Consider the following 21,160-nt stretch of genomic DNA (forward strand, 5'->3'; position numbering starts at 1 on the left):
TGGGCGGTGTACGCGGTCGGCGCGGTTCACACCGTGGCCGGACGGTCGAGGGCCGCGAGCACCCGCTCGGCGCGTTCGCGCCAGGTGTAGCGCTCGACGACCTGCCTGCGACCCTCGTCGCCGAGTGCCCGCCGAAGTGCCCCGTCGGCGCACAGTTCGGTGAGCGCGGCCACCCATGCCGCCCTGTCGGCCGGTGGGCACAGCAGGCAGTTGACCCGGTCCTGGAGCACCTCGCGCAGGACCGGCAGGTCGGAGGCGACGACGGCGCGGCCGTGAGCCAGGTACTCGAAGAGCTTCATCGGGGAGGCCCACCGACTCGTCTCGCCGAGCCCGCCCGCGGCGTACACCTTCTCCTGGTACGGGGCCAGGACCACGTCGAAGAGCGGGAAGTACGCGGGCACGACACCGGGCGGACGATGTCCGTGGAAGTACACGTTGGGCAGTCGACAGGGTTCCTCCCACCGGACCCGGTCCTCGTGCGTGCCGCCGACCAGGTGGAAGTCGAGGCCGGGGAGCCGGTCGGCGAGGTCGAGGATCAAGTCGATGCCGCGCCCGGGATAGAGGTGGCCCACGTAACCGATGCGTGGCACCCCGGGCCGCCCGGGCAGGTCCGGTGCCGGCGACGCCGGTTGGTGGTCGGGCACGTCGGCGCAGTCGGGCTCGACGAGGAGCGGCAGCCGCGCCGACCGATCGTGCGCCTGCCGGAAGTCGCGCGCGAGCGCGTGGGTGATCACCACGACCCGGGCCAACGTCGGCCTGGCGAGCAGGCGACGCTCCACCCTGGTCGGATAGGTGTCGCCCCAGAGTTGATGGGTCTCGTACACGAAGGGCGCGATGTCCGACGCGAGGGCGAGGCTGTACGGATCACGCCCGTAGAGCAGGTCGGGGGCGGTGTCGCGCAGGAGCAGCGCGCGCACCCGTGCCGCGCGCGCCCAGTAGCCGGCCGGGGTGTAGTCCGGGGCGGGCACTCCCCGGATGGGAAACCGATGCCGGACCCCGTAATAGGCGTGCGGATCGTCGGCCGGCTGGGTGCCGGGCAGCGCGTACAGGGTGATGTCGTGTCCGGCGTCGGCGAACGCGTCGCACATGCGCATGACGTGGATGCCGTTGGCGTAGACCGAGGGGATGCTCCCGGCGTGCAGGTACGCGATTCGCATGCCGCCGGCTACGCCTGGCCGGCCGACGGCGCGGACGGCTGCGGGCGTTCGTAGCCGGGCGGTCGCCGCAGGGCGGTGCGCAGGAGGTGCCTGCCGTACGCGCGGGTGGCCCGGGATCGAAGGGAGGCCGACCTCCGGAACGGGCCGCGGAGCAGGCGTGGGTCGTCGTAGGGGACCCAGCCGCTGCCCTTCGGATTGAACCGAGGGGCTCCGATGCTGACGCGCTTGGTGAGGACCCATCGGGTCTCGTCGGTGGTGTTGGTCTCGGAGGCGTGCACGTGGTCTCCCGAGAACACCAGGATGTCGCCGGCGTCCAGGGTGAACCGGACCGGGGCGCCGAGCTCCTGGTCGGGGGCCAGGCCGTAGCCGACCCTGCGCACCGGTCGACGGTAGAGGTCGGGGTAGACGAGCAGGCCGTTGCCGGGGCGGACTCGGCCCAGGGCGATCCACAGATTGACCGAGTTGAGGGTGGTGTTGAACCACGAGTCGACGTGCAGCGCGTTGGGCACCATGAAGCCCGCGAGCGGAGCGAGTTCGTCGCGGCCCGCGACCACGGCGTGCGGCAGCATGGTGCGTACGCCGAGATGGCGGCTCACGTATACCGGTGGTCCCTCGGGGTCCGCCGTCGCGGCGAAGTCGAGGATCGCGTCGGCGGCGATGGGCCGCATCAGGGTCTCCAGACGGGTGCGCAGGGCTGTCGCCTCCTCGACGGTCGCGGCGGCGTGCAGCTGTTCGATCCCGTCCCGCTCCAGGGTGCGGGCGGCGTCGGCGGGAAGCGTTTCGCGGGCGGCGACCGCGATCGCACGGCGCAGCGGTTCCAGGGCGTTCAGGTGTTGCAGCCCGCGCTTGATCACGACGAGTCGACCCTCGTCGACCACCCGTCGCAGCGGCGCGCCGAGGGAGTCGGGGCCGGGGCGCACTTCCAGTGGTGCGTGCCTGTCGACCGGAGCCGGGCCGGGGTTTCGGGCGGACGCGAACATGGGTGGGCCTCCCGTTCGAAGACGCGGATTTCGAGGACGCGGGTGCGGTGCGGCCGGCGGCGCCGGTCAGCCGGCGGGTTTGCTCGCCCGCAGGGAGAACGACAGTGGGAAGGAGGGCAGTTCGGGCGGCAGGTGCCACCAGCCGTCCTCCCCTTCGTGCAGGAAGGGCAACATCCGCCAGTCGGCGAAGGGCCATTCGTGCAGGTAGTCGATCCGCAGGCCCACGCCGGTCAGCGCGCAGACGATGTCGGCGAGCGTGTGCCCCCACGAGCACTCCACGCTCTCCACGTCGGCGTCGGGCACGGCGTGCCGGCTGCGGTACTCGAACCACAGTGGCTCGTTCTGCCCGAAGTACGGGTGGTGCGGCCGGAGTCGGGGTTCGGTCGTGGTGTTGTCGAAGGTCCACGCCGCCGGATGGGCCTCCCACAGATGGAAGAAGCCGCCCGGGGTGACGAAGTGCGCGACCACCTCGGCCCAGCGGCGCAGGTCGGGCAGCCATCCCAGGACGCCGTGGGCGGTGTGCACGATGTCGAAGGTGCCGTCGAGGACGTCCGGCAGGTCGTACACGTTGGCCTCGACGAACCGGGCCGACGGTGCGACGTCGGCGGCGAGGTCGCGGGAGATCGCCACCGCCTCGGCGGCGAAGTCCACGCCGGTGACCTGTGCGCCGAGCCGGGCCCAGGACAGGGTGGGGAGGCCGATGTTGCACTGCAGGTGCAGGAGGGTTCGGCCGGCCACCTCGCCGACCTCGGCGCGCTCCTGCGCGCGCAGTCGCAGTCCGCCCGCGCGGAAGTCGTCGAGGGCGTACGAGCTCGAGGCGGCCTTCAGCGGCGTCCAGATCTCCCACTGCCGCCGGTTCTCCCGCATGCACGCGTCCGGGTCCACCAGGCTTCTCCTCATGGTCGTTCGTACACGGAGACGTGGTAGGTGCTGGCGGCCGTGTACTTCTCGCCCGCCCACCCGCCGAATCGCTCGCGCAGGCGCAACCCCGCCATCGCGGCCATCAGGTCGAGTTCGCCCGCGGACGCGTATCGGAAGGACACCGGCACGTGGTGGATGCCGCCGCCGTCGAAGATCAGGTAGTGCGAGGTGTAGCGCTGCGCGGCGCGGTCGACCCGGCGCAGGCGCACCGTCACTCCCCCGCCCCGGATCGGGAGGGTGGCCACCGCGGCGTCCGGCGCGACCAGGGCCTCGGGGACGTGCGCGTCGAGGACGAAGAGTCCGCCGGGGAGCAGGTGGTCCGCCGTGTGGGCGAAGCACTGTGCCTGGTCGTGCTGGCTGTCGAGTTCGAAGAAGGTCCCGTTGACCACGTAGACCAGAGCGAACGCACCGTCGACGGGGACACGGCTGAAGTCGCCCACGGTGATCGGGATGTCCCGACCGCCCGGCTTGGCACGAAGCCGGTCGGTCATCTCCGAGGCGGCCTCGACGCCGTGCACCTCCAGGCCCCGCGCGGCCAGCGGCAGGGCCACCCGGCCGGTGCCGGAGCCCAGTTCGAGCACCGGACCACCACCCGCGACCTTCGCGAGCAGCGCGAGGCGCTCGACCGTGCTGTCGGTGACGTACGAGGGGAACCAGTCGTCGTAGTTGGCCGCGAACCGGGCTGCGTAGTGGGACGGGTCCTGCTCGGTCATCGCGAACGGTCCTCCTCGGAAACGGCGGGGACGGCAGGAACTTCGGGAACGGCGGGGACGGCGGGGACGGCGGAGACGGCGGAGACGGCGGAGACGGCAAGAACATCGGGAACGGCGGGGATGGCAGGAACTGCGGGAAGGGCAGGGCGGGCGTACCCGACGGCCACGGCGGACCGGGCGATCCGGCCGGCCGTCAGCCGAAGGGATGTGGTCGGCGCGATCGTGGCGGGCCGCCGGCGCCGGGCGGGCCGCTCGGCAGCGCGAACGCCCCCGGGGCCACCACCCGCACCACGTGCAGTCCGGCCTCCCGGGCCTGCGCCGACATGGTCGGCACCGCGATCGCGTCCCCGCCGGTGTGCGCGGCCAGCACGGAGCCCGCGTCGACGGCGCGCGCCGACGGGCTCGCCGGCCCCGCGCGTGCGTCGGCGAGCCACAGGCCCAGGCTGTCCTGCCCGTGGAAGGCCCACAGCGCGTGTTCCAGCGCGGTGCGCGGCGCCGTGGCCCCCGCCCACCGGTCCCAGCCGCGCCGGGCGATCGCCGTGTCCAGGCTCCACCGGACCATCAGGGCCTCGTATGCCGCCTTGTCCGCCGACACCGACACGTCCGCGGCGGGGCCGCAGCGTGCCCCGAAGGTCTGCCCGGTGCCCTCCGGGCCGTGCACGCACACGACCACGCAGGCCACGCCCGCCGGCGCGGGCAGGAGGAAGCCGGTCGCGGTCACCCGCAACGCGGCGAGCGACTCGGTCAGGTCGGCCCGCAGCCGCAGCTCCACGGCGACCGGCGGCGCGGTCTCGACCTGGTACCAACTGCGTCGGATCAGGTCGCGTTCCAGGACCTCCCACGCGGCGTGGCCGATCGCCGACGCCTCGTCGGGATGCGCCGCGACACCGGTGGACCCGGCCGCGCCGCCGGCCCGGCAGCGGGACGGGGGCCGGTGCCGCAGGTACACGGCCGCGGCGGGCACGAGCACCTCGTCCCCGGTCGACAACGACCGGCCCGGCACCCACAGGTGTACCGCGTCCCGTGCCTCGTCGCCGTTCGCGGCGGCGTGGGCACGCGGGTCCAGCAGCCCGGGGTCCACGGCCCGCCGACCGGCGCGGCGCAACTCCCGGTGGGTGGCGATCGGTTGCCCCTCGGCCTCTGCGGCGCGCCCGGCCACGATGTTGGCCATTCGCTCGATCAGTTCGCCCGTGGCCCTGCCGGCGGTGTCCCGCGCGTCGAATCCGGCCGCGCTGCCGACGACCACGTCGTCGCCGGCGCGGGGGTCGACCCCGGTGAACAGCGCGGAGCGCGCCGCCGCGCGGGCGAACACGATGCCTCGCGCCTCGGGGAAGGGTTGGAAGACCTGTGCCGCCCACGGCTGTGCGGGGGGCGCGTCCGGTCGGCTCATCCCGGTGCCCCGGCGATGGTGATCCCCTGGGCCAACAGCCGCCGGCCCGCTTCGGTGAGCCTGGACCGGTGCTCGTCGAGGGTCGCGGCGGCCCGCCGGACGTCGTCGAGCCGGCGTGCGTGTCCGGACCGCAGCGCTTCGCGGTCGATCGGGCGGCCCGGGAGGATACCCGGAAGGAGGCCCGGCAGATGGTCGGGGAGGCGGTCGAGGAGCCGTCGGTGGAACGTCGCGCCGCGTGCGAGCACCACCATCTGGTGGAACAAGCCGCCGAGCGGCCGCGGGTCGGCGCGCAGCGGCGTCACCACCGGGCCGGCCCGGTCGGCGTCGCGGCTCCAGAAGGGCGTCGACACCAGTGCCGCGTTGCAGCGCTGATGGGTTCCCTCGTGGACCAGCGCCTCCGCCAGGCGCAGCTCGCCCGGGATCCCGGGTGAGCCGGCCGGCCCGGTCTCCGGCGTGAGGCGATGGCGGTTGAGGAATACCGCGCCGTGCACGGTGAAGTCGGTGAATCCGTCGATGGCTTCCCCGCGCAGCAGCACGATCTGGCGGGTCGTGCGGGTCAGTTCGTCGAGCATGCCGGGCCAGACCGCGGCCAGCAGCGTGGCCGCCCGGTCGAAGATCTCGCGTTCGGCGTCCGTCCACGTCGCGACCGCGCAGGTCGTCGGTCGGGCCGGGCGGTCGGGCGCAGCAGCAGCGGCGGGCTTGCCGGCGAGCGCGCGGGTCACCGCCCTGGCCAAGTGCGGTTGTGGTCCGGCGAGTTCGACCGGCCACGAGGCCGTGCTCCGCGTGTCCGCGGGGGTGGCCCGCGCTTGTTCGAGGGCCAGGTCGAGTCCGTCCGCGAGTTCTGCGCGGCGCCCGGTGGGCAGGGGCCCTTGGCGGAGCGCGCGTTGTGCGGCGTGCGCGACCTCGACCACGGCCGGGTGGGCGAGTTCGTCGTCCGGCGGGGTCTCGGTCGAGTCGGTGGGGCGCAGCAGTTCCGCGCGGCTCAGCGCGCTGTGGGTGAGCCGCCGAACCCTGTCCTGATCATGTGCGGCCGCCGCCGCGTCCGGCTCGATGTCCATGTGCGTACCCCTCTTCCGCACCGAACGGGCATCCGCCGGCGGGTGTGCCGGACGGCGGTTTCGCTGTTGGCAGCGGTTTCGCTGTTGGCAGCGGTTTCGCTGTGGCACGCGGCGGACCGAGGGCCGCCGCGTGTGTCACGCGCGAACGGCTACTGGTCGCCCGGAAGGTCGATCAACAACGGCAGTTCCGGGAGTTCCTCCGGCGTGACCGGCTCGATGACCTCGTTCATGTCCAGCTCCCTTCGGTCCGCCGGGGCCCGCCCCGACGACGGGTCCTCGACGGCGGGATCAGCATCATGGGTGATCATGCGATCGCCAAGAGCGACCGATCCGAGGGGGCGAGAACCGGCCGAGGCGTGGCCGGCGCGTTCGCGCCCGTGTCCCGGCGTGCCGGCGAACCCGGATCGGTGGCCGAAGGGGGTCGTCCCGCACGTCACCGAACGCGATGGTACGAATACGGGCCGCCCCGATTCGTGCCGGGAGATTCATGAAACGTCTGGATACGCCTGTTCCTGCGGAGGTGGGCAGCCGACAGACTTTGTCCGGATCGACAGCCGCCCGCGCCGTGCGCCGTTCATCGCATCGCCCACACCCCGGAGGAACCCGTGTCCGATCCGCGGCCCGACACCGATTCCGCCGCCCGTCCAACCGTCGACGGCTATCCGGCCAGGGCCGGCGTACGGGCCGGGGAGACCCTGCGGCTGCACGTGTCGACCCGAGCGGCCCGGTTCCGGGCCGACTTCTTCCGCTGCGGGGCCGAGCCGCGCCACATGGGCGGTATCGGTGGGCTCGTCGGCCGGCACGTACCCGCCGGTCGGCACGACGAGGACTGGCACTGGCCCGGCTACGACTTCGCCGTCCCCGATCACTGGCCGTCGGGCGTGTACATCGCGGTACTGCGCGACCAGACCGACGGACCCCTCGAACCACCGCCCGCCCACGCCGAGTCGCTGGACGCGCGGCACTCGCGGTTGTTGTTCGTGGTGACGCCGCGCCGAACCGGCCGGGCACGGATCCTGTACAAGGTGCCGATCCTGACCTACCACGCGTACAACCTGAGCGGCGGCGGAAGCCTGTACGGATCGACGCACCCCGACGACGCCGGCCGGCGCACCGGCATCCGCACGATCACCCTGCGGCGGCCCGGCGGCGGCATCGGCGGACCGGTGAAGGGCCACCCGGACGCCCACGACCCGCGCACGCCCCGCCAAACGTTCGCGCACTGGGACGCCCCGTTCATCGCCTGGTCGGAACGCGCGGGCTTCACGAGCGACTACTGCACCGACCTCGACCTGCACGAGGATCCCCATCTCACCGATGGATACCGGCTGTTGCTCTCCGCCGGGCACGACGAGTACTGGAGCGCGCGGAACCGACGACACGTCACCGAATTCCGCGACCGCGGCGGCAACATCGCCGTGTTCGGGGCGAACACCTGTTGGTGGCGGGTGGAGTTCGCCGCCGACGGCAGCACCGTGCGCTGCGCGAAGTACGCGCCCGGCACGCCCGCGGGCGCCGATGCCGACCGGCTGCGCGGCGGCCCCGACCACTGGTGGGAATCCGAACCGGAGAACTCGCTGACCGGCGTCAGCTACCGCAACGGCGGCGGCCACTGGGAAGGCCGCCGGGCGCCGCTGGGCTTCACGGTCCAGCACACCGACCACGAGGTGTTCGCGGGCACCGGCCTGCGCGACGGCGACATCCTCGGCGCCGAACACGCCCTCGTGGGCTACGAATGCGACGGTGCCGCCCACGCGCGCGAGCCGCACGGGCCGGCGTTCGCGACCGGCAAGGACGGCACACCCGCGGGTTTCACCATCCTGGGCGTGGCCGACCTCCCCTCTGACCCGGCGTCCGGCTGGCACGCCGCGGTCCGCGAGGACGACCACCCGGACCGGGCCGCGACGTTCGGCCTCCACACCGACGGCGGCACGGTATTCACCGCCGCCACCACCGACTGGCCCCGCCTCCTCCCCCTCGACCCACAAGTCCGCACGATCACCCACAACGTCCTCACCCTGCTGACCCGCCCCTGACGACCCGATCGCCCCACCGGCCGGGCGCGACGCACCCCGTGCCGGGCGGCCCGCGAGGGTGCCCGGCACGGGTCGGTGTCAGCGAGGCGCGATGCTCGCCAGGATGTCCAGGCCCGCGGCGCGGCGGGCCGGCCACCAGGCGGCGATCATGCCCACCAGCCCGGCCAGGAGCACGAAGAGCAGCACCCTGCCGTACGGGATCACCGTGCGGATGCCCGGTATGGAGGTGGACAGCGTGCTGACGGCGGCCCAGGCCAGGAAGGTGCCCAGCGCCACCCCGACGACCGCGCCGAAGACGGAGATCACCACCGATTCCAGCCGGACCATCAGCCTGACGCCGCCGCGATCCAGGCCGATCGCCCGCAGCATGCCGATCTCGTGCCTGCGCTCGACGACCGACATGGCCAGCGTGTTGATCACACCCAGGATGGCGATCAGCACGGACATGGCCAGCAGGGTGTACATGATCCTCAGGCCGAGGGTCACCGTGCGGCCGGATTGCTCCCGCATGTCCTGCTTGCTGCTCACGTCGACCATCGGGTTTCCGCCGGTGGCGTCCTTGATGGCCTGCTTGAGCGCCGCGGTGGCGCCGTCGGTGCCCTTGACCAGCATGTCGCTGATGTAGGCGTGCGGTTGGCGCTCGGCGATAGCGGCGTTGGACATCAGCACCGAAGCGAGCATGGGGTTGTCCTCGAATACGCCACCTACCGTGATGGTGCCCGTGGACGCGTCCGGGTACCGCACCCGCACGGTGGAGCCGACCGACAGCCGCCGACTCGCCGCCACCTCGGCGTTGATCAGCGCCCGGCCCTGCTTCAGCGCCTCGGTCGAGCCGCCGCGCATCGTGACGTCGACCAATCGGTCGAAGCTGTCGGCGTCGCGGCCCTCGACCGGGACGGTCGTGCCGTCCAGTTCCCAGTACACCCTGGCGGTGGGACTGGCGGCGACCACACCCGGGGCCGCGGCGATCGCGCTCACGAGCTGCGGGGCGAGACCGTTGTGCCCCATCACGACGATGTAGTCGGCCCGCCAACCGTTGGTCACGGCCGTGTTCCGCGCCTTGGTCACCGAACCGCCGATCACGCTCAGCGCGGTGATCAGGGTGAGGCCGATGGTGAGCGCGGCGGCCGTCGCGGCGGTCCGTCGCGGGTTGCGCACCGCGTTGAGCCGGGCCAGCCTGCCGGGGGTGCCGAACAGCCGGGCCAGCGCCGGGCCGACGGGCGCGGTCGCCGCGCGGGCGAGCAGCGGCAGCAGGACGAAGACGCCGATCAGGGCGAGCACGGCGCCGAATTCGATCGGGTAGGACCCGCGGTGGCCCTTGATCGAGGCACCCAGCGCGATGAGGCCCAGTCCGGCCGCCGTGAGCAGCGTGCCGACGATGGTGCGGCCGACCAGGGCCTTGGGGCCGGCCGGCCCGTCGCCGTCGCGCATCGCCGCCAGCGGCGGGATCCGCGAGGCGCGGAGCGCGGGCAGCGCGGCGGAGAGCACCGTGATCAGCGTGCCCACCGCCAAGACGACGCCGACCGTCGTCGGGGTGACGACCAGCGCGCCGGTGGGCATGGTCGGGTTGAGCGCCTTCATGCCCGCGTTCAGGCCCGCGCCGAGTCCGATGCCGACCAGGAGACCCGCCGCGGCGGCGGTGACACCGATCACGTGCGCCTCGATCAGCACCGACGTGGTGACCTGGGAGCGGCCGGCGCCCAGGGCGCGCAGCAGGGCGAGTTCCCTGGTGCGCTGGGCGATCAGCATCGTGAAGGTATTGGCGATGATGAACATGCCGACGAAGAGCGAGATGCCGGCGAAGGTGAGCAGCGCGGTTCGCATGCCCTTGCTCCGTTGGGCGATCCGCTCGGCCTGATCGTCCTTCAGCTGTCGGCCCGTCTCGACCGTGAACCGGTCGTCGCTCGGCAGCACGGGGGTGATCTCGGCGGGCAACGCGCTTTCGGAGACGCCGGGTTCGGCCGTCACCGCGATGCTGTCGTATTGACCGGGCGTCAGCAGCATCCGCTGCGCGCTCGCGGTATCCATCAGGGTCAGCGTGCCGCCCGCGGCGACCATGGGGTCGTTCGTGCGGAAGACGCCGGTCAGGGTGGCCTGCACGGCCGGGCCGTTGGCGGCGATCCGGACCGTGTCGCCGATGCTGTAGCCGGCCCTGTTCGCGGTCTCCTTGTCGAGCGCGATCTCGGTGCCGGTGCGCGGCCCGCGACCCGCTGTCATCGGGTAGCGGGCGTCGTTGCCGGCGGCGTCCGGGACGAAGTTGGCGCCCCGGTCGCTCCAGACCGGGCCGATCAGGTCGCCACTCTTGTCGGCGACGCCGACGAAGCCGGTCACCAGGCCGCGGGCCCGCTCGACGCCCGGCAGCGCGGCGAGCCGGGCGACCGTGGCGTCGGTCAGTTGCGCGAAGCTCTTCTTGTCCTTTCGGGCGGCCATCGCGCTGGAGCCCGCCGCCTCGTCGGTGACCAGCACCGATACGTCGGTGTAGTTCTCGGAGTTGCTGTTGCGCATGGCCCGGTCGGCCGTGTCGGAGAAGACCAGGGTGCCGGCCACGAAGGCCGTGCCGAGCATGACGGCGAGCGCCGTCAGCACCAGCCGGCCCTTGTGGGCGAGCACATTGCGGAGTGCGGTGCGATACATGAGGTAGGTCCAGGGTGAGGTCGGTTCGGGCGGGCGGCTGCTCGTGCCGGTGCTCAGGCGTGCTCAGGCGGTGCTCGTGCGCGTGCCGGTACCGGCGCGCTCGGAGCGCCCGCCCGTCCCGCCGCCGGTGCCGGTGTCGGTGCCGGTGTCGAGGCGGCGGATCCGGTCCAGGACGGTGTCGGCGGTCGGCTCGCGCAGTTCGTCGACGATCCGGCCGTCGGAGAGGAAGACCACGCGGTCCGCGTAGGAGGCGGCGACCGGGTCGTGGGTGACCATCACGACCGTCCGGCCCAACTCGCGGACGGAGATGCGCAGGAAGGACAGGATCTCGGTGCCCGAGCGGGAGTCCAGGTTTCCGGTGGGTTCGTCGGCGAAGATGATGTCCGGTTTGCTCGCCAGCGCGCGGGCGCACGCGACCCGCTGCTGCTGACCGCCGGAGAGCTGGGACGGGCGGTGCGCGAGGCGGTCGCGGAGGCCGACCGTGTCGACCACGCGAGCGAGCCAATCCCGGTCGGGCTTTCGGCCGGCGATGGCCGCCGGCAGCGTGATGTTCTCCAGCGCCGTCAGGGTGGGCAGCAGGTTGAAGGCCTGGAAGACGAAGCCGATCCGGTCCCGCCGAAGCCGCGTCAGCTGCCGGTCCCCGAGACCGACCAGCTCGATCTCGCCGATCGTCGCGGAACCGCTGGAGACACTGTCCAGCCCGGCCATGCAGTGCATCAGCGTGGACTTGCCGGAGCCGGAGGGGCCCATGATGGCGGTGAACTCGCCCTGTGGGAACTCCACATCGATGTCGTCCAGGGCGACCACGCGGGTCTCGCCCGCGCCGTAGACCTTGCCGAGGCCGGTGGCGCGGGCGGCCGCCGGGCGGCCCGTGTGGGAAGCGGACGCGTTCGTCGCCGGGATCGTGGTCACGGAGTGCTCCTGTCGGGAAGGTGGGCGGATCGGGTGGGGGATCCGGACGGCCGGACCCGGCCGTGACGTCCGGCGCGGTCGGCCGCGACGTCAGGGGGTACGCGCCGTCGCCCCTCGACGGAACCGGCCGTCGGAAGGCGGCGGTTGCGCCGGGATCACGCTGTCGCAGGCCGGGCCCTCGCGGCGTCCGGACGCGGGCGGACAGCGCGCGAGGGCCGGTAGCCCGCGGGGCGTACGCCGGAGGGGGGACGCCCGGCAACGGAGCGGCCGGCTACGCTCCGCGAATGGATCAAGAACTGCCGCCGCCCCCACTGCTGGGGCGAATCCGGCCGGGCGCGTGGACGGCGCTCACATGGGGCGCGGCCGTCGCGTTCGCGTCGGCGTTCTACGGCCTGCGGCCGAACGACCCGCTGCCGGGGAAGCCGCATCCGTCCGGGCTCCTGCACCTGGGGCTCGGGGCCTGGGCGGCACTGGCGGTGGCGACGGCGCTGCCGATCGGGTTGGCCCGCCGATGGCCGCTGCCGGTCCTGGCCCTGATGCTGGCCGAGTCGGTGGCGGCGGTCGTGTTCCTGGGCCGGCCGTGGGCGCTGTTCCTGGCGGCGACCGACGTGCTGGTCCTGTACGTCGCGGCCACCCGTCCGCGCCGAATCGCCACCGCGGCGGCCGTCGTGGCCCTGGCCGCGGAGCTCGGCGGCTGGCGGATCGGCGTGGAGGGGGCCTGGCAACCCGGCCTGCTCGGTGTCGCGGCGCCGATCGCCTCGGCCACCGTCATCGCCTGGATGGCCGGCAACTCGATCTGCCGGCGCCGCGAGTACGGGGAGAGTCTGCGCGCGCAGGCCGCCCTCCGGGCGGTCCAGGCCGAGCGGTTGCGGATCGCCCGTGAACTGCACGACATGGTCGCGCACAGCATCGGCATCGTCGCCATCCAGGCCGGCGCGGCGGGCCGGGTCATCGACGTCCACCCGGCCGGGGCGCGCGAGGCGCTGGGCGTGATCGAGAGCACCAGCCGGGAGACGTTGGCCGGCCTTCGGCGGATGCTCGGCGCGCTCCGGCAGGCCGAGGCGGATGCGCCGAGAACCGCTCCGGCGGCGGGCTTGGAGGCGGTCGACCGGCTGACCGAGACGTCGGCGGACGCCGGCGTCCGGGTCGAGGTGCACTGGCACGGCGAACGGCGCCCGCTGCCCCCCGAGGTCGACCTGGCCGCCTTCCGGATCATCCAGGAGTCGGTCACCAATACGGTGCGGCATTCGGGCACCGACCACTGTCGGGTGTCCGTGGAGTATCGAGACGAGGAGTTGGCCATCGAGATCGTCGACGACGGGCGTGGCCCGGTACGCACCGGTGGGACGGCGGGATCCGGCTACGGCATCGCGGGGATGCGCGAGCGGGTCGCGCTGCTGCACGGCCGGTTCAGCGCCGGGTCCCGACCCGAGGGCGGCTTCCGGGTCGCGGCGAGGCTGCCGGCATGACGATCCGGATCGTGCTCGCCGACGACCAGCCGTTGGTGCTCTCGGGGCTGCGCCTGCTCATCGACGCCACCCCCGACCTGGAGATCGTGGGGGAGGCAGGCACCGGCGCCCACGCGGTGGACCTGGTCCGCGAACTTCGACCCGACGTCGTGGTGATGGACATCCGGATGCCCGGGATGGACGGCATCGAGGCCACCCGGCTGATCACGGCGGACTCGGCGACGGCGCGCGTGGTCATGCTCACCACCTTCGACGACGACGACAACGTCTACGCGTCGCTGCGCGCCGGGGCGAGTGGGTTCCTGGTCAAGGACATGGCCCTGGACGACTTCCTCGCCGCCATCCGGGTGGTCGCCGCGGGCGACGCGCTGATCGCACCGAGCGTCACTCGCCGCCTGATCGAGGAGTTCGCCGGCCGTCCCGAACCCGTCGCCGACCGTGGGCCCGCGGCACCGCCGCCGCGCGTCGGCCGGCTCGCCGGCATCACCCGGCGCGAGACCGAGGTGCTGACCCTGGTCGGGCGCGGCATGTCCAACGCCGAGATCGCCGCCCACCTGTTCATCGGCCCCGCCACCGCCAAGACCCACGTGGCCCGGCTGCTGGCCAAGCTCGACGCCCGCGACCGGATCCAGCTCGTCATCACCGCGTACGAGGCGGGCCTGGTCTCGCCACAGACCGACCGCGCCTCGAACCCCCTGGACACCGGGCCTCGATGACCCGCGTCCCGCCTTCGGGACCGGACCCACCCGCACGGCTTCGTCGAGGTGTCGGCCTCGGGGCTGAACAGGCCCGAGCGGGCGCCGGCGGTCGTCGACGCGGAACCGGCGCCGCGCTCAGCCGGCGCCGAGCGGCCAGGCGGCGACGTCGCGGTAGCGGATCGGTCCGGGGCCGCGGCCGACGTTGCTGCCGACCAGGTGGAGGCGCTCCGCCTGCCAGCGCCGCCCGGTGAATCCGGCGAGTTCCCTCGCGGCCGCCCCGATGCCGTCGGGGTTGCCCCGGCGCGCACGGGCCAGCGTCAGGTGCGGGCGCAGCGGCCGGTCCTCCAGTGCGATGCCGCACTCCAGGACCGCGCCGCGGGTCGCCTCCGCGAGTGCGTGCAGGTCCTCGAGCTCGCCGTGGACGCCGCTCCACAGGACGCGTTCGTCGAACCGGCCGGTGCCGCGGAGTTCGAGCGCGATCGGCCGCCCGGACGCCGCGACGTCGGCGAGCCGCGTACGCAACTCCGGGACCACGTCGGCCGGGACCTCGCCGAGGAAGGCCAGCGTGATGTGCCAGTCCTCGATCCGGTTCCAGCGCAGCAGCGGATGCGCGGCGTACACGGGCCGCAGCGCGCGATGCAGTTCGTCCTTCGCGTCGTCGGGAGGGGCCAGGGCCACGAACAGGCGGACGGTCGTCGGCGGGGTCGGGTCGTCATCGGTCACAGGGGATTTCGTATCGCATCCACGCCGACCGGCGCACGGCGGCCCACCCCCGGACGCCGGGGCCGACCCGCCGCGCGGCTCAGATCGGGCGCGGTACCGAGGCGAACGGCGGCAGGGTGAACCACCCGGGCACCTTGCGGCGCAGCGCTTCGGGGCCGCGTACCTCGATCGCCCCGGAGCGCAGGGCGTCGACCCAGCCCAGGTCGCCGCGCCAGACCTCGACCATGTGTCGCAGGCCGGCCGTCACCGTGACCGTCACCTCGTACCCGGGGTCGAAGTCGCAGACGTCGGCCTCGCCGGAGCCGATCACCAGCCACCAGCCACCAGCTGCGGGTGCGCGCGGGCAGGTCCGGGAAACCGAACGCGACCACCGTCCGCCCGTCCGGGACGGCCTCGTGGTCGACGTGCCGACGGATGTCCCACAGCAGCAGTTTCGGGTCGAGGTCCTCGTCCCCGACCCGGCCGATCCAGCGGACGCCCCAGACGGCGAGCGCCTCGACCACCGGCCGCAGTTCGAGGCCGGCGGGCGTCAGCACGTAGCGCACGTCCCTGCCGTCGGCCCGCCGCTCCACGATGCCGGCGCGGGCCAGCTGGTTGAGCCGTTTGGACAGCAGGGTGGGCGACATCCGCGGCACACCGCGGCGCACCTCGTTGAAGTGTTCGCTACCCGCCATCAGTTCGCGAACGATCAGGATGGTCCAACGCTCGTCGAGCAATTCCATCGCCTTGGCGACGGGGCAGAACTGGTAGTACTGCGACCCCATGCCCGCAGCCTAGGGTGTGGCCGGGGCGCGAGCCGGGCGAATCGGCCGGCCCCCGCATCGGCTCGGGGGAGTCGGGAGTGATCCGCCCCTCGGTACAGAACTTGTACTAGGCAGCGAATCCGCCCGTTCCTAGCCTCGGTTCGAAGGCCGGAACGACTCCGGGGAGAGCCGAGTGGGGAGCCGTCATGAGTGAAGCCAGTGAAGCGAGCGAAGCGGTCGAGGCCGACCGCGCCTTGAAGGCCAAGCATCGGGCGATGTGGGCGCTGGGCGACTACCCCGCGGTGGCCGCCGAGGTTATCCCGGATCTGGGGCCGGTCCTGGTCCGGGCGTGCGGGGTGCGCCCCGGCGAGCGGGTCCTGGACATCGCGGCGGGCTCCGGCAACGCCGCGGTCGCCGCGGCGCTCGCCGGCGCCGACGTGGTGGCCTGTGACCTCACGCCCGAGCTGTTGGAGGCCGGCCGGCGATCGGCCGCGGAGCGCGGCGCGAAGCTGGAGTGGCGCGAGGCCGACGCCGAGGCGCTGCCGTTCGCCGACGGCGAGTTCGACACCGTGTTCTCCTGTGTCGGGATCATGTTCGCGCCGCATCACCAAGTCAGCGCCGACGAGTTGGTGCGCGTCTGTCGTCCGGGCGGGACCATCGGCCTGCTCAACTGGACGCCGGAGGGCTTCATCGGGCGGATGTTCGCCACGATGAAGCCCTACGCTCCCCCGCCCCCTCCCGGGGCGCAGCCGCCGCCGCTGTGGGGCGATCCGGACCACGTGCGCGCGCTGCTGGGCGACCGGGTGACGGACGTCGACGCGCGCCGACAGCCGGTGCGCATCGATCGGTTCGACCGGCCCGAGGCGTTCCGCGACTACTTCAAGTCCCACTACGGCCCGACCATCGCCACCTACCGCGCCATCGCCGAGGACCCGGACCGGGTCGCCGCGCTGGACCGCGACCTCGCCGACCTCGCCCGCCGGCACGACCACGGTGCCGGTGCCGGTGCCGGTGCCGGGACCACCGAAATGGACTGGGAGTACCTGCTGTTCACCGCCCGCAAGCGCGGCTGATCGGGCGCCGGCCTCGACCGATCGGTGCCCGGATGCCGCGATGCCCCGGCGCGCCGGTCAGAGCCAGCCGTTGCGGCGGAACGCGCGGAACATGAGCACGCTTATGGTGACCATGCCGGCCAGGACGGCCGGGTAGCCGTACGTCCATTGCAGTTCGGGCATGTGGTCGAAGTTCATGCCGTAGATCCCCACGAGCAGCGTGGGCACGGCCAGGATCGCGGCGATGGACGCGATCTTGCGCATGTCGGTGTTCTGCTGGACGGTCACCTGGGCATGGCTCGCCGACAGGATTCCGTCCAGGAGTTCGGCGTGGCTCGCCAGTCGTTCCCGGACCTGGGCCAGGTGGTCGGCCACATCGCGCAGGTACGCGTCGAAATCGCCGTCCATGCCCGGCAGTCCGCCGCCCATGAGCTGCTCCAGCGGGCGGCCCAGGGGCAGCACCGCGCGCTTGAACTCGATCAGTTCGCGCTTGAGTTGGTAGATGCTCTCCGCGTCGTTGGTCCGCCGGGTCGAGAACACGTCCTCTTCCAGCTTCTCGAAGTCCTCGTCGATCTTGTCCGAGACGCGCAGGTAGTCGTCGACGACCCGGTCGGCGATGGCGTGCACCACCGCGGCCGGCCCGCGCGCGAGCATCTCGGGATCGGCCTCCAGCGACCGACGCAACTCGGTCAGCGGCGGTGCGCTGCCGTGTCGGACGACCACGACGAACTTTTCGCCGGCGAAGACCATGATCTCCCCGGTGTCCACGACCTCGCTGGTCGCGGTGAGCGCGTCGTGCTCGACGTAGACGATCGTCTTGAGCACGAGGAACAACGTGTCGTCGTAGTGCTCCAGCTTCGGGCGCTGGTGGGCGTTGACGGCGTCCTCGACCGCCAGGGGATGCAGATCGAACGCGGTCGCGATCTCGGCCAGGTCCTCGGTGCGAGGCGCGTGCAGCCCGATCCACACGAAGGTCCCGGCGCCGGCCTCGGCCGCGTCCAGCGCCTCGTCGAGGGCGACCTCCCCGGGCCGGCGGACGCCCTTGTCGTACAGCGCGCAGTCCACCACGACGGGCCTGCGTTCGAGATCGGCCCGGACCCGCTTGTGGCCGCCGACCCGATGAAGCAGCCGCCTGGTGGTGCGCCGCGCGCCCATATCCGCTCCCCTTCTCCCGGCGCGACGGACACCGCCGCCACGCCGCGCTCGAACACGCCCCTTGCCGCGACCCTCCCACACAACACTCGCGGGCCGTCGCCCACTCGATATCTCGCACGTGATTGACGCTCGTCATTCCTACGCCCTAACTTGGGAATCGCGCCAAAACAAACCGTGCACTCGGTAGGTTTCTATGGGCGTCGGCTCTCCCGAACCCCTCCCGAGCGGCAGCGCACGGGCGGTGCCGACGGTTCGCCGACGCCGTGGAAGGAAGCGCCACATCATGCGCGTACAAGAGCACCCCGCACCCGAGGTACACACCCGCGCGGGTCGAATCCGCGGCACCGTCGAGGGGGGTGTCGCCGTCTTCAAGGGCATCCCCTACGCCGCCCCGCCCGTCGGGCCGCTCAGGTGGTGCCCGGCCGCGCCCCACCCGGGCTGGAGCGGGACGCTGATCGCCACCGCGCACGGCGCCGGCTCACCGCAGCCGCTCCGCGAGGGCGACCCCGTGCTCGGCGGTCACGGCTTCCCGCCGTTCGACGACGACTGCCTGACCCTCAATGTCTGGACGCCCGGCGCCGACGACCGCGCCCGACCGGTCCTGGTCTGGATCCACGGCGGCGCGTTCGTCTCCGGGTCCGGCGCCATGCCCAACTACTCCGGCGAGACCTTCGCCCGCAACGGCGACCTGGTCGTGGTGAACCTCAACTACCGACTCGGGCCGCTCGGCTTCCTGTATTTCGAGTCGGGCGACGGCGGCGAACACGGCAACGTCTGGCTCACCGACCAACTCGCCGCGCTGCGCTGGGTACACGAGAACATCGCCGCGTTCGGCGGTGACCCGGACAACGTCACCGTCGCCGGCCAGTCCGCCGGCGCCCTCTCCACCGCGGCGCTCGCGGGCCGGCCCGGCGCCGAGCGCCTGTTCCACCGGGCCATCCTCCAGAGCGTCCCGCTCGCCATGCCGATGGCCACGCCCGCGGAAGCCCTCGCCCGCACGGCCGCCTACCTGGAGATCGTCGGCACGAAGGACCTCGACGAACTGCGCGCGATCCCCTGGCCCCGGCTGATCGAGGCGTCCGTCGAACTCCTCATGACCACCATGGAATGGGGCCACTGGGTCGTGCCGTTCCTCCCGGTCCTCGACGCCTCGACGATCCCGCGCCAACCCGTCGAGAACCTGCTCACCGGTCCCGGCGCCGACATCGACGTCCTGATCGGCTGGACCAGGGAGGAGGCCGCCTTCAGCTTCGGAGTCGACGAGAGGTACGCCTCGACCACGAAGGAGCAGGTGCTACGCCACGCCCGGGCCACGTTCGGCGAGGGCAGCGAAGAGGCATACGCGGCGTACGCGGCCGCCCGGCCCGGCGCGCGGCCGGTCGACGTGCTGATCGACATGACCACCGACGAGGCGTTCCGCACACCCACCCTCGCGTTCGCCGAGGCCCGCGCGGCCGGCGGACGCCCGGTCCGGGTCTACGAGTTCGACTTCCCCACCCCCGCGCACGGCGGCCGGCTCGGCGCCCCGCACTGCCTGGAACTGCCCTTCACCTTCGACAACTTCGACAACTGGTCGCACGCCCCGTTCCTGGACGGGATCGACGTCCGGGTCAGGGACGGCCTCGCCGCGTCCATGCACCGGGCCTGGATCTCCTTCGTCCGCACCGGCGACCCCAACCACCCGGCCCTGCCGCACTGGGCGCCCTACGACCGACGGTCCCGCACGACCATGCGCTTCGACACCGTCACGACCGCGGTGACCCACCTCGCGAACGAGCCCGCGACCGGCTGGTGCCGGGCGCGGCACTAGGTCGCGGTCGCCGATCCGTCGAGGAGGACGAGGTCGAGCAGGCCGGGGAAGCGCGCCTCGAGGTCGTCGCGGCGCAGGGTGAGGTAAAGCTTGCGGCCGGAGGGGCGTTGACGGATCACGCCGCTCTCGCGCAGTGCGCGCCAGTGGTGGGTCAGGCTGGACTTGGGCACCTCGGGCAGGATCGCGCCACAGAAGGTCTCCTCACCGGACGCCAGCGCGCGCACGATCGCCAATCGCACGGGGTGCCCGAGAGCGGCCAGCACGTCGACGAGTTCGATCCGCTCGACGTCGGGGTGGTGGAGGACGGCCATGTCCCTATTGTACGGAGATCTCGTACGGATGTGGACGGGGGACGGGGCCGGGGGCGGGGCCGGGGGGCGGGGCTCGGGAACGGGGCTCGGGAACGGGGCTCGGGAACGGGGCTCGGGAACGGGGCTCGGGAACGGGGCTCGGGAACGGGGCTCGGGAACGGGGTCGGGGACGCGGCCGGGGGGCCGGGGACGGGCCGACGGTTGACAGCGCACGCGCCCATGTACGAAAGTCTCGTACGATCGATAGTACGAGATATTCGTATGGTCGAACGGTCCGGGTCCGCCCCTACCCGTTCGCGCCCGCAGGGGCGTTCGCGCCCCTCCCCCACGCCACGCGAGGAACAGTCATGTCCGATGCCCTGCCCACCGCCCCCCTCTTCGACGCCCTGTCCGACGCCGCCCTGGCGCGCTCGCTCGACGGCGACTTCACCTCCCACCACGCACACGTCAACGGTGTCCGCCTGCACTACGTCGAAGGTGGTGCCGGCGAACCGCTGTTCCTGCTGGGCGGTTGGCCGCAGACGTGGTGGCAGTGGCACAAGGTGATGCCCGCGCTGGCCCGGCGCTACCGGGTGATCGCCGTGGACCTGCGCGGCATGGGCGGCTCCGCACAGCCCGCCGACGGCTACGACAAGAAGACCATGGCGCGCGACATCCGCGAACTGGCGCGCCTGCTCGGCCTGGACGCGATCCACATCGCGGGACACGACATCGGCGCCATGGTCGCCTACGCCTTCGCCGCCAATCACCCCGAGGCGACGCTGAAGATATCCCTGCTCGACGTGCCGCATCCGGACCGGGGCTGGGCCGACATGGGCCTGCTGCCCGAGCCCGACCAGCACGTCGAGGGCGTGATCGAGGCCGGGCCGCGCTCCTACCTGTGGTGGTTCGCCTTCAACCAGGTCCGCGGACTCCCCGAGCAACTGCTCGACGGCCGCACCCGGCTGCTCGTGGACTGGCTGTTCGACCGCCAGGCGAAGGACCCGGCCGACATCGACGAGCACTCCCGGCAGGTGTACACGCGGGCCTACTCGACCGCGGACGCGATCCGCGCGGGCAACGACTGGTATCGGACCTTCAACCGGGACATCGCCGACGCCGCGACGTACGCCCCGGTCGACGCGCCGATCCTCGCGCTCGGCGGCGACGAGAGCAACTACGCCTACCTCCGCGACCTGATGCCCACCAAGGGGACCGACGTGCGGGTCGTGCGCGTCGACGCCTGTGGGCACTACGTCCCCGAGGAGCAGCCGCAGGCCGTGATCGACGAACTCGTAGCGTTCCTCGGCTGATCGATCCCCGGTACGGCGACCGTGTTTGATCTGACGAGATTGCGGCCCTCGGACGCGCACCGATCTGCCGGCGACGCTTGAACTCCCGATAGGAGTTTCAAGACAG

At 72.7% G+C, this 21,160-nt stretch carries 18 protein-coding genes and 1 pseudogene; 6 read left to right on the forward strand and 13 right to left on the reverse strand.

What is annotated here, in order from left to right; all coding sequences use genetic code 11:
* Positions 1 to 26 precede the first annotated feature (26 nt).
* The 7 genes from OG928_RS37460 to OG928_RS37490 all read right to left on the reverse strand — a co-directional run bounded on the left by OG928_RS37460 (position 27) and on the right by OG928_RS37490 (position 6,527).
* Positions 27 to 1,157 carry a glycosyltransferase family 4 protein gene (locus OG928_RS37460; RefSeq protein ID WP_331766455.1) on the reverse strand — a complete coding sequence of 377 codons (1,131 nt, stop codon included), beginning with the start codon at positions 1,155 to 1,157 and terminating at the stop codon, positions 27 to 29.
* An 8-nt stretch (positions 1,158 to 1,165) separates the two neighbouring features.
* Entirely contained in the window at positions 1,166 to 2,137 is a 972-nt protein-coding gene (locus tag OG928_RS37465; RefSeq protein WP_331766456.1) for a phytanoyl-CoA dioxygenase family protein, read from the reverse strand.
* Positions 2,138 to 2,203: 66 nt separating this feature from the next.
* Positions 2,204 to 3,037 (reverse strand): class I SAM-dependent methyltransferase, encoded by an 834-nt coding sequence (locus OG928_RS37470; RefSeq protein ID WP_331766457.1) that lies wholly within the window; start codon positions 3,035 to 3,037, stop codon positions 2,204 to 2,206.
* On the reverse strand, positions 3,034 to 3,771 hold the full coding sequence (locus OG928_RS37475; protein WP_331766458.1) for a class I SAM-dependent methyltransferase: 738 nt from the start codon (positions 3,769 to 3,771) through the stop codon (positions 3,034 to 3,036). The genes OG928_RS37470 and OG928_RS37475 overlap by 4 nt, the downstream gene beginning before the upstream one ends.
* A 193-nt stretch (positions 3,772 to 3,964) precedes the next feature.
* On the reverse strand, positions 3,965 to 5,161 hold the full coding sequence (locus OG928_RS37480; protein ID WP_331766459.1) for a YcaO-like family protein: 1,197 nt from the start codon (positions 5,159 to 5,161) through the stop codon (positions 3,965 to 3,967).
* On the reverse strand, positions 5,158 to 6,219 hold the full coding sequence (locus OG928_RS37485; RefSeq protein ID WP_331766460.1) for an aKG-HExxH-type peptide beta-hydroxylase: 1,062 nt from the start codon (positions 6,217 to 6,219) through the stop codon (positions 5,158 to 5,160). Before OG928_RS37485 ends, OG928_RS37480 begins: the two co-directional genes overlap by 4 nt.
* 149 nt (positions 6,220 to 6,368) lie before the next feature.
* Complete coding sequence (locus OG928_RS37490) at positions 6,369 to 6,527, reverse strand: hypothetical protein (RefSeq protein ID WP_331766461.1); 159 nt, start codon at positions 6,525 to 6,527, stop codon at positions 6,369 to 6,371.
* A gap of 297 nt (positions 6,528 to 6,824) precedes the next feature.
* On the opposite strand from OG928_RS37490, the gene OG928_RS37495 reads away from it, so the two are divergent.
* Positions 6,825 to 8,255, forward strand: coding sequence for a N,N-dimethylformamidase beta subunit family domain-containing protein (locus OG928_RS37495; protein WP_331766462.1), 1,431 nt, complete (start codon positions 6,825 to 6,827; stop codon positions 8,253 to 8,255).
* 78 nt (positions 8,256 to 8,333) lie between these two features.
* Here OG928_RS37495 and OG928_RS37500 read toward each other — a convergent pair whose 3' ends face one another.
* Together OG928_RS37500 and OG928_RS37505 are read right to left on the reverse strand one after the other, a co-directional pair.
* Positions 8,334 to 10,889 (reverse strand): FtsX-like permease family protein, encoded by a 2,556-nt coding sequence (locus OG928_RS37500; protein WP_331766463.1) that lies wholly within the window; start codon positions 10,887 to 10,889, stop codon positions 8,334 to 8,336.
* A 63-nt stretch (positions 10,890 to 10,952) separates the two neighbouring features.
* Positions 10,953 to 11,801 carry an ABC transporter ATP-binding protein gene (locus tag OG928_RS37505; RefSeq protein ID WP_406291560.1) on the reverse strand — a complete coding sequence of 283 codons (849 nt, stop codon included), beginning with the start codon at positions 11,799 to 11,801 and terminating at the stop codon, positions 10,953 to 10,955.
* A 284-nt stretch (positions 11,802 to 12,085) separates the two neighbouring features.
* Here OG928_RS37505 and OG928_RS37510 point away from each other — a divergent pair, with 284 nt between their 5' ends.
* A complete protein-coding gene (locus OG928_RS37510) occupies positions 12,086 to 13,270 on the forward strand; it encodes a sensor histidine kinase (RefSeq protein WP_331766464.1) in 1,185 nt (394 codons plus the stop codon).
* The gene (locus tag OG928_RS37515) at positions 13,267 to 13,986 is read left to right on the forward strand and encodes a response regulator transcription factor (protein ID WP_331766465.1); all 720 of its coding nucleotides are present in this window, start codon (positions 13,267 to 13,269) and stop codon (positions 13,984 to 13,986) included. The genes OG928_RS37510 and OG928_RS37515 overlap by 4 nt, the downstream gene beginning before the upstream one ends.
* A 117-nt stretch (positions 13,987 to 14,103) precedes the next feature.
* Here OG928_RS37515 and thpR read toward each other — a convergent pair whose 3' ends face one another.
* Both thpR and OG928_RS37525 read right to left on the reverse strand, forming a co-directional pair.
* The gene (gene thpR, locus OG928_RS37520) at positions 14,104 to 14,691 is read right to left on the reverse strand and encodes an RNA 2',3'-cyclic phosphodiesterase (RefSeq protein WP_331766466.1); all 588 of its coding nucleotides are present in this window, start codon (positions 14,689 to 14,691) and stop codon (positions 14,104 to 14,106) included.
* Positions 14,692 to 14,770: 79 nt separating this feature from the next.
* Positions 14,771 to 15,455 (reverse strand): annotated as a pseudogene (locus OG928_RS37525) (winged helix-turn-helix transcriptional regulator).
* Between the two features lie 185 nt (positions 15,456 to 15,640).
* On the opposite strand from OG928_RS37525, the gene OG928_RS37530 reads away from it, so the two are divergent.
* Positions 15,641 to 16,507: a class I SAM-dependent methyltransferase gene (locus OG928_RS37530; RefSeq protein WP_331766468.1), complete on the forward strand. Its 867-nt coding sequence runs from the start codon at positions 15,641 to 15,643 to the stop codon at positions 16,505 to 16,507.
* A gap of 57 nt (positions 16,508 to 16,564) precedes the next feature.
* Here OG928_RS37530 and corA read toward each other — a convergent pair whose 3' ends face one another.
* Positions 16,565 to 17,641 carry a magnesium/cobalt transporter CorA gene (corA, locus tag OG928_RS37535; protein ID WP_331766469.1) on the reverse strand — a complete coding sequence of 359 codons (1,077 nt, stop codon included), beginning with the start codon at positions 17,639 to 17,641 and terminating at the stop codon, positions 16,565 to 16,567.
* Positions 17,642 to 17,924: 283 nt separating this feature from the next.
* Between corA and OG928_RS37540 the strand changes: the two genes are divergently transcribed.
* Positions 17,925 to 19,451, forward strand: coding sequence for a carboxylesterase family protein (locus tag OG928_RS37540; protein WP_331766470.1), 1,527 nt, complete (start codon positions 17,925 to 17,927; stop codon positions 19,449 to 19,451).
* Here the strand turns inward: OG928_RS37540 and OG928_RS37545 are convergent.
* On the reverse strand, positions 19,448 to 19,762 hold the full coding sequence (locus tag OG928_RS37545; protein ID WP_331766471.1) for a helix-turn-helix domain-containing protein: 315 nt from the start codon (positions 19,760 to 19,762) through the stop codon (positions 19,448 to 19,450). The genes OG928_RS37540 and OG928_RS37545 overlap by 4 nt on opposite strands.
* Positions 19,763 to 20,109: 347 nt before the next feature.
* On the opposite strand from OG928_RS37545, the gene OG928_RS37550 reads away from it, so the two are divergent.
* Positions 20,110 to 21,054 carry an alpha/beta hydrolase gene (locus tag OG928_RS37550; protein ID WP_331766472.1) on the forward strand — a complete coding sequence of 315 codons (945 nt, stop codon included), beginning with the start codon at positions 20,110 to 20,112 and terminating at the stop codon, positions 21,052 to 21,054.
* Positions 21,055 to 21,160 lie beyond the last annotated feature (106 nt).

Source organism: Embleya sp. NBC_00896 (assembly GCF_045207785.1).
In the GTDB taxonomy this organism is placed as follows: Bacteria; Actinomycetota; Actinomycetes; order Streptomycetales; family Streptomycetaceae; genus Embleya.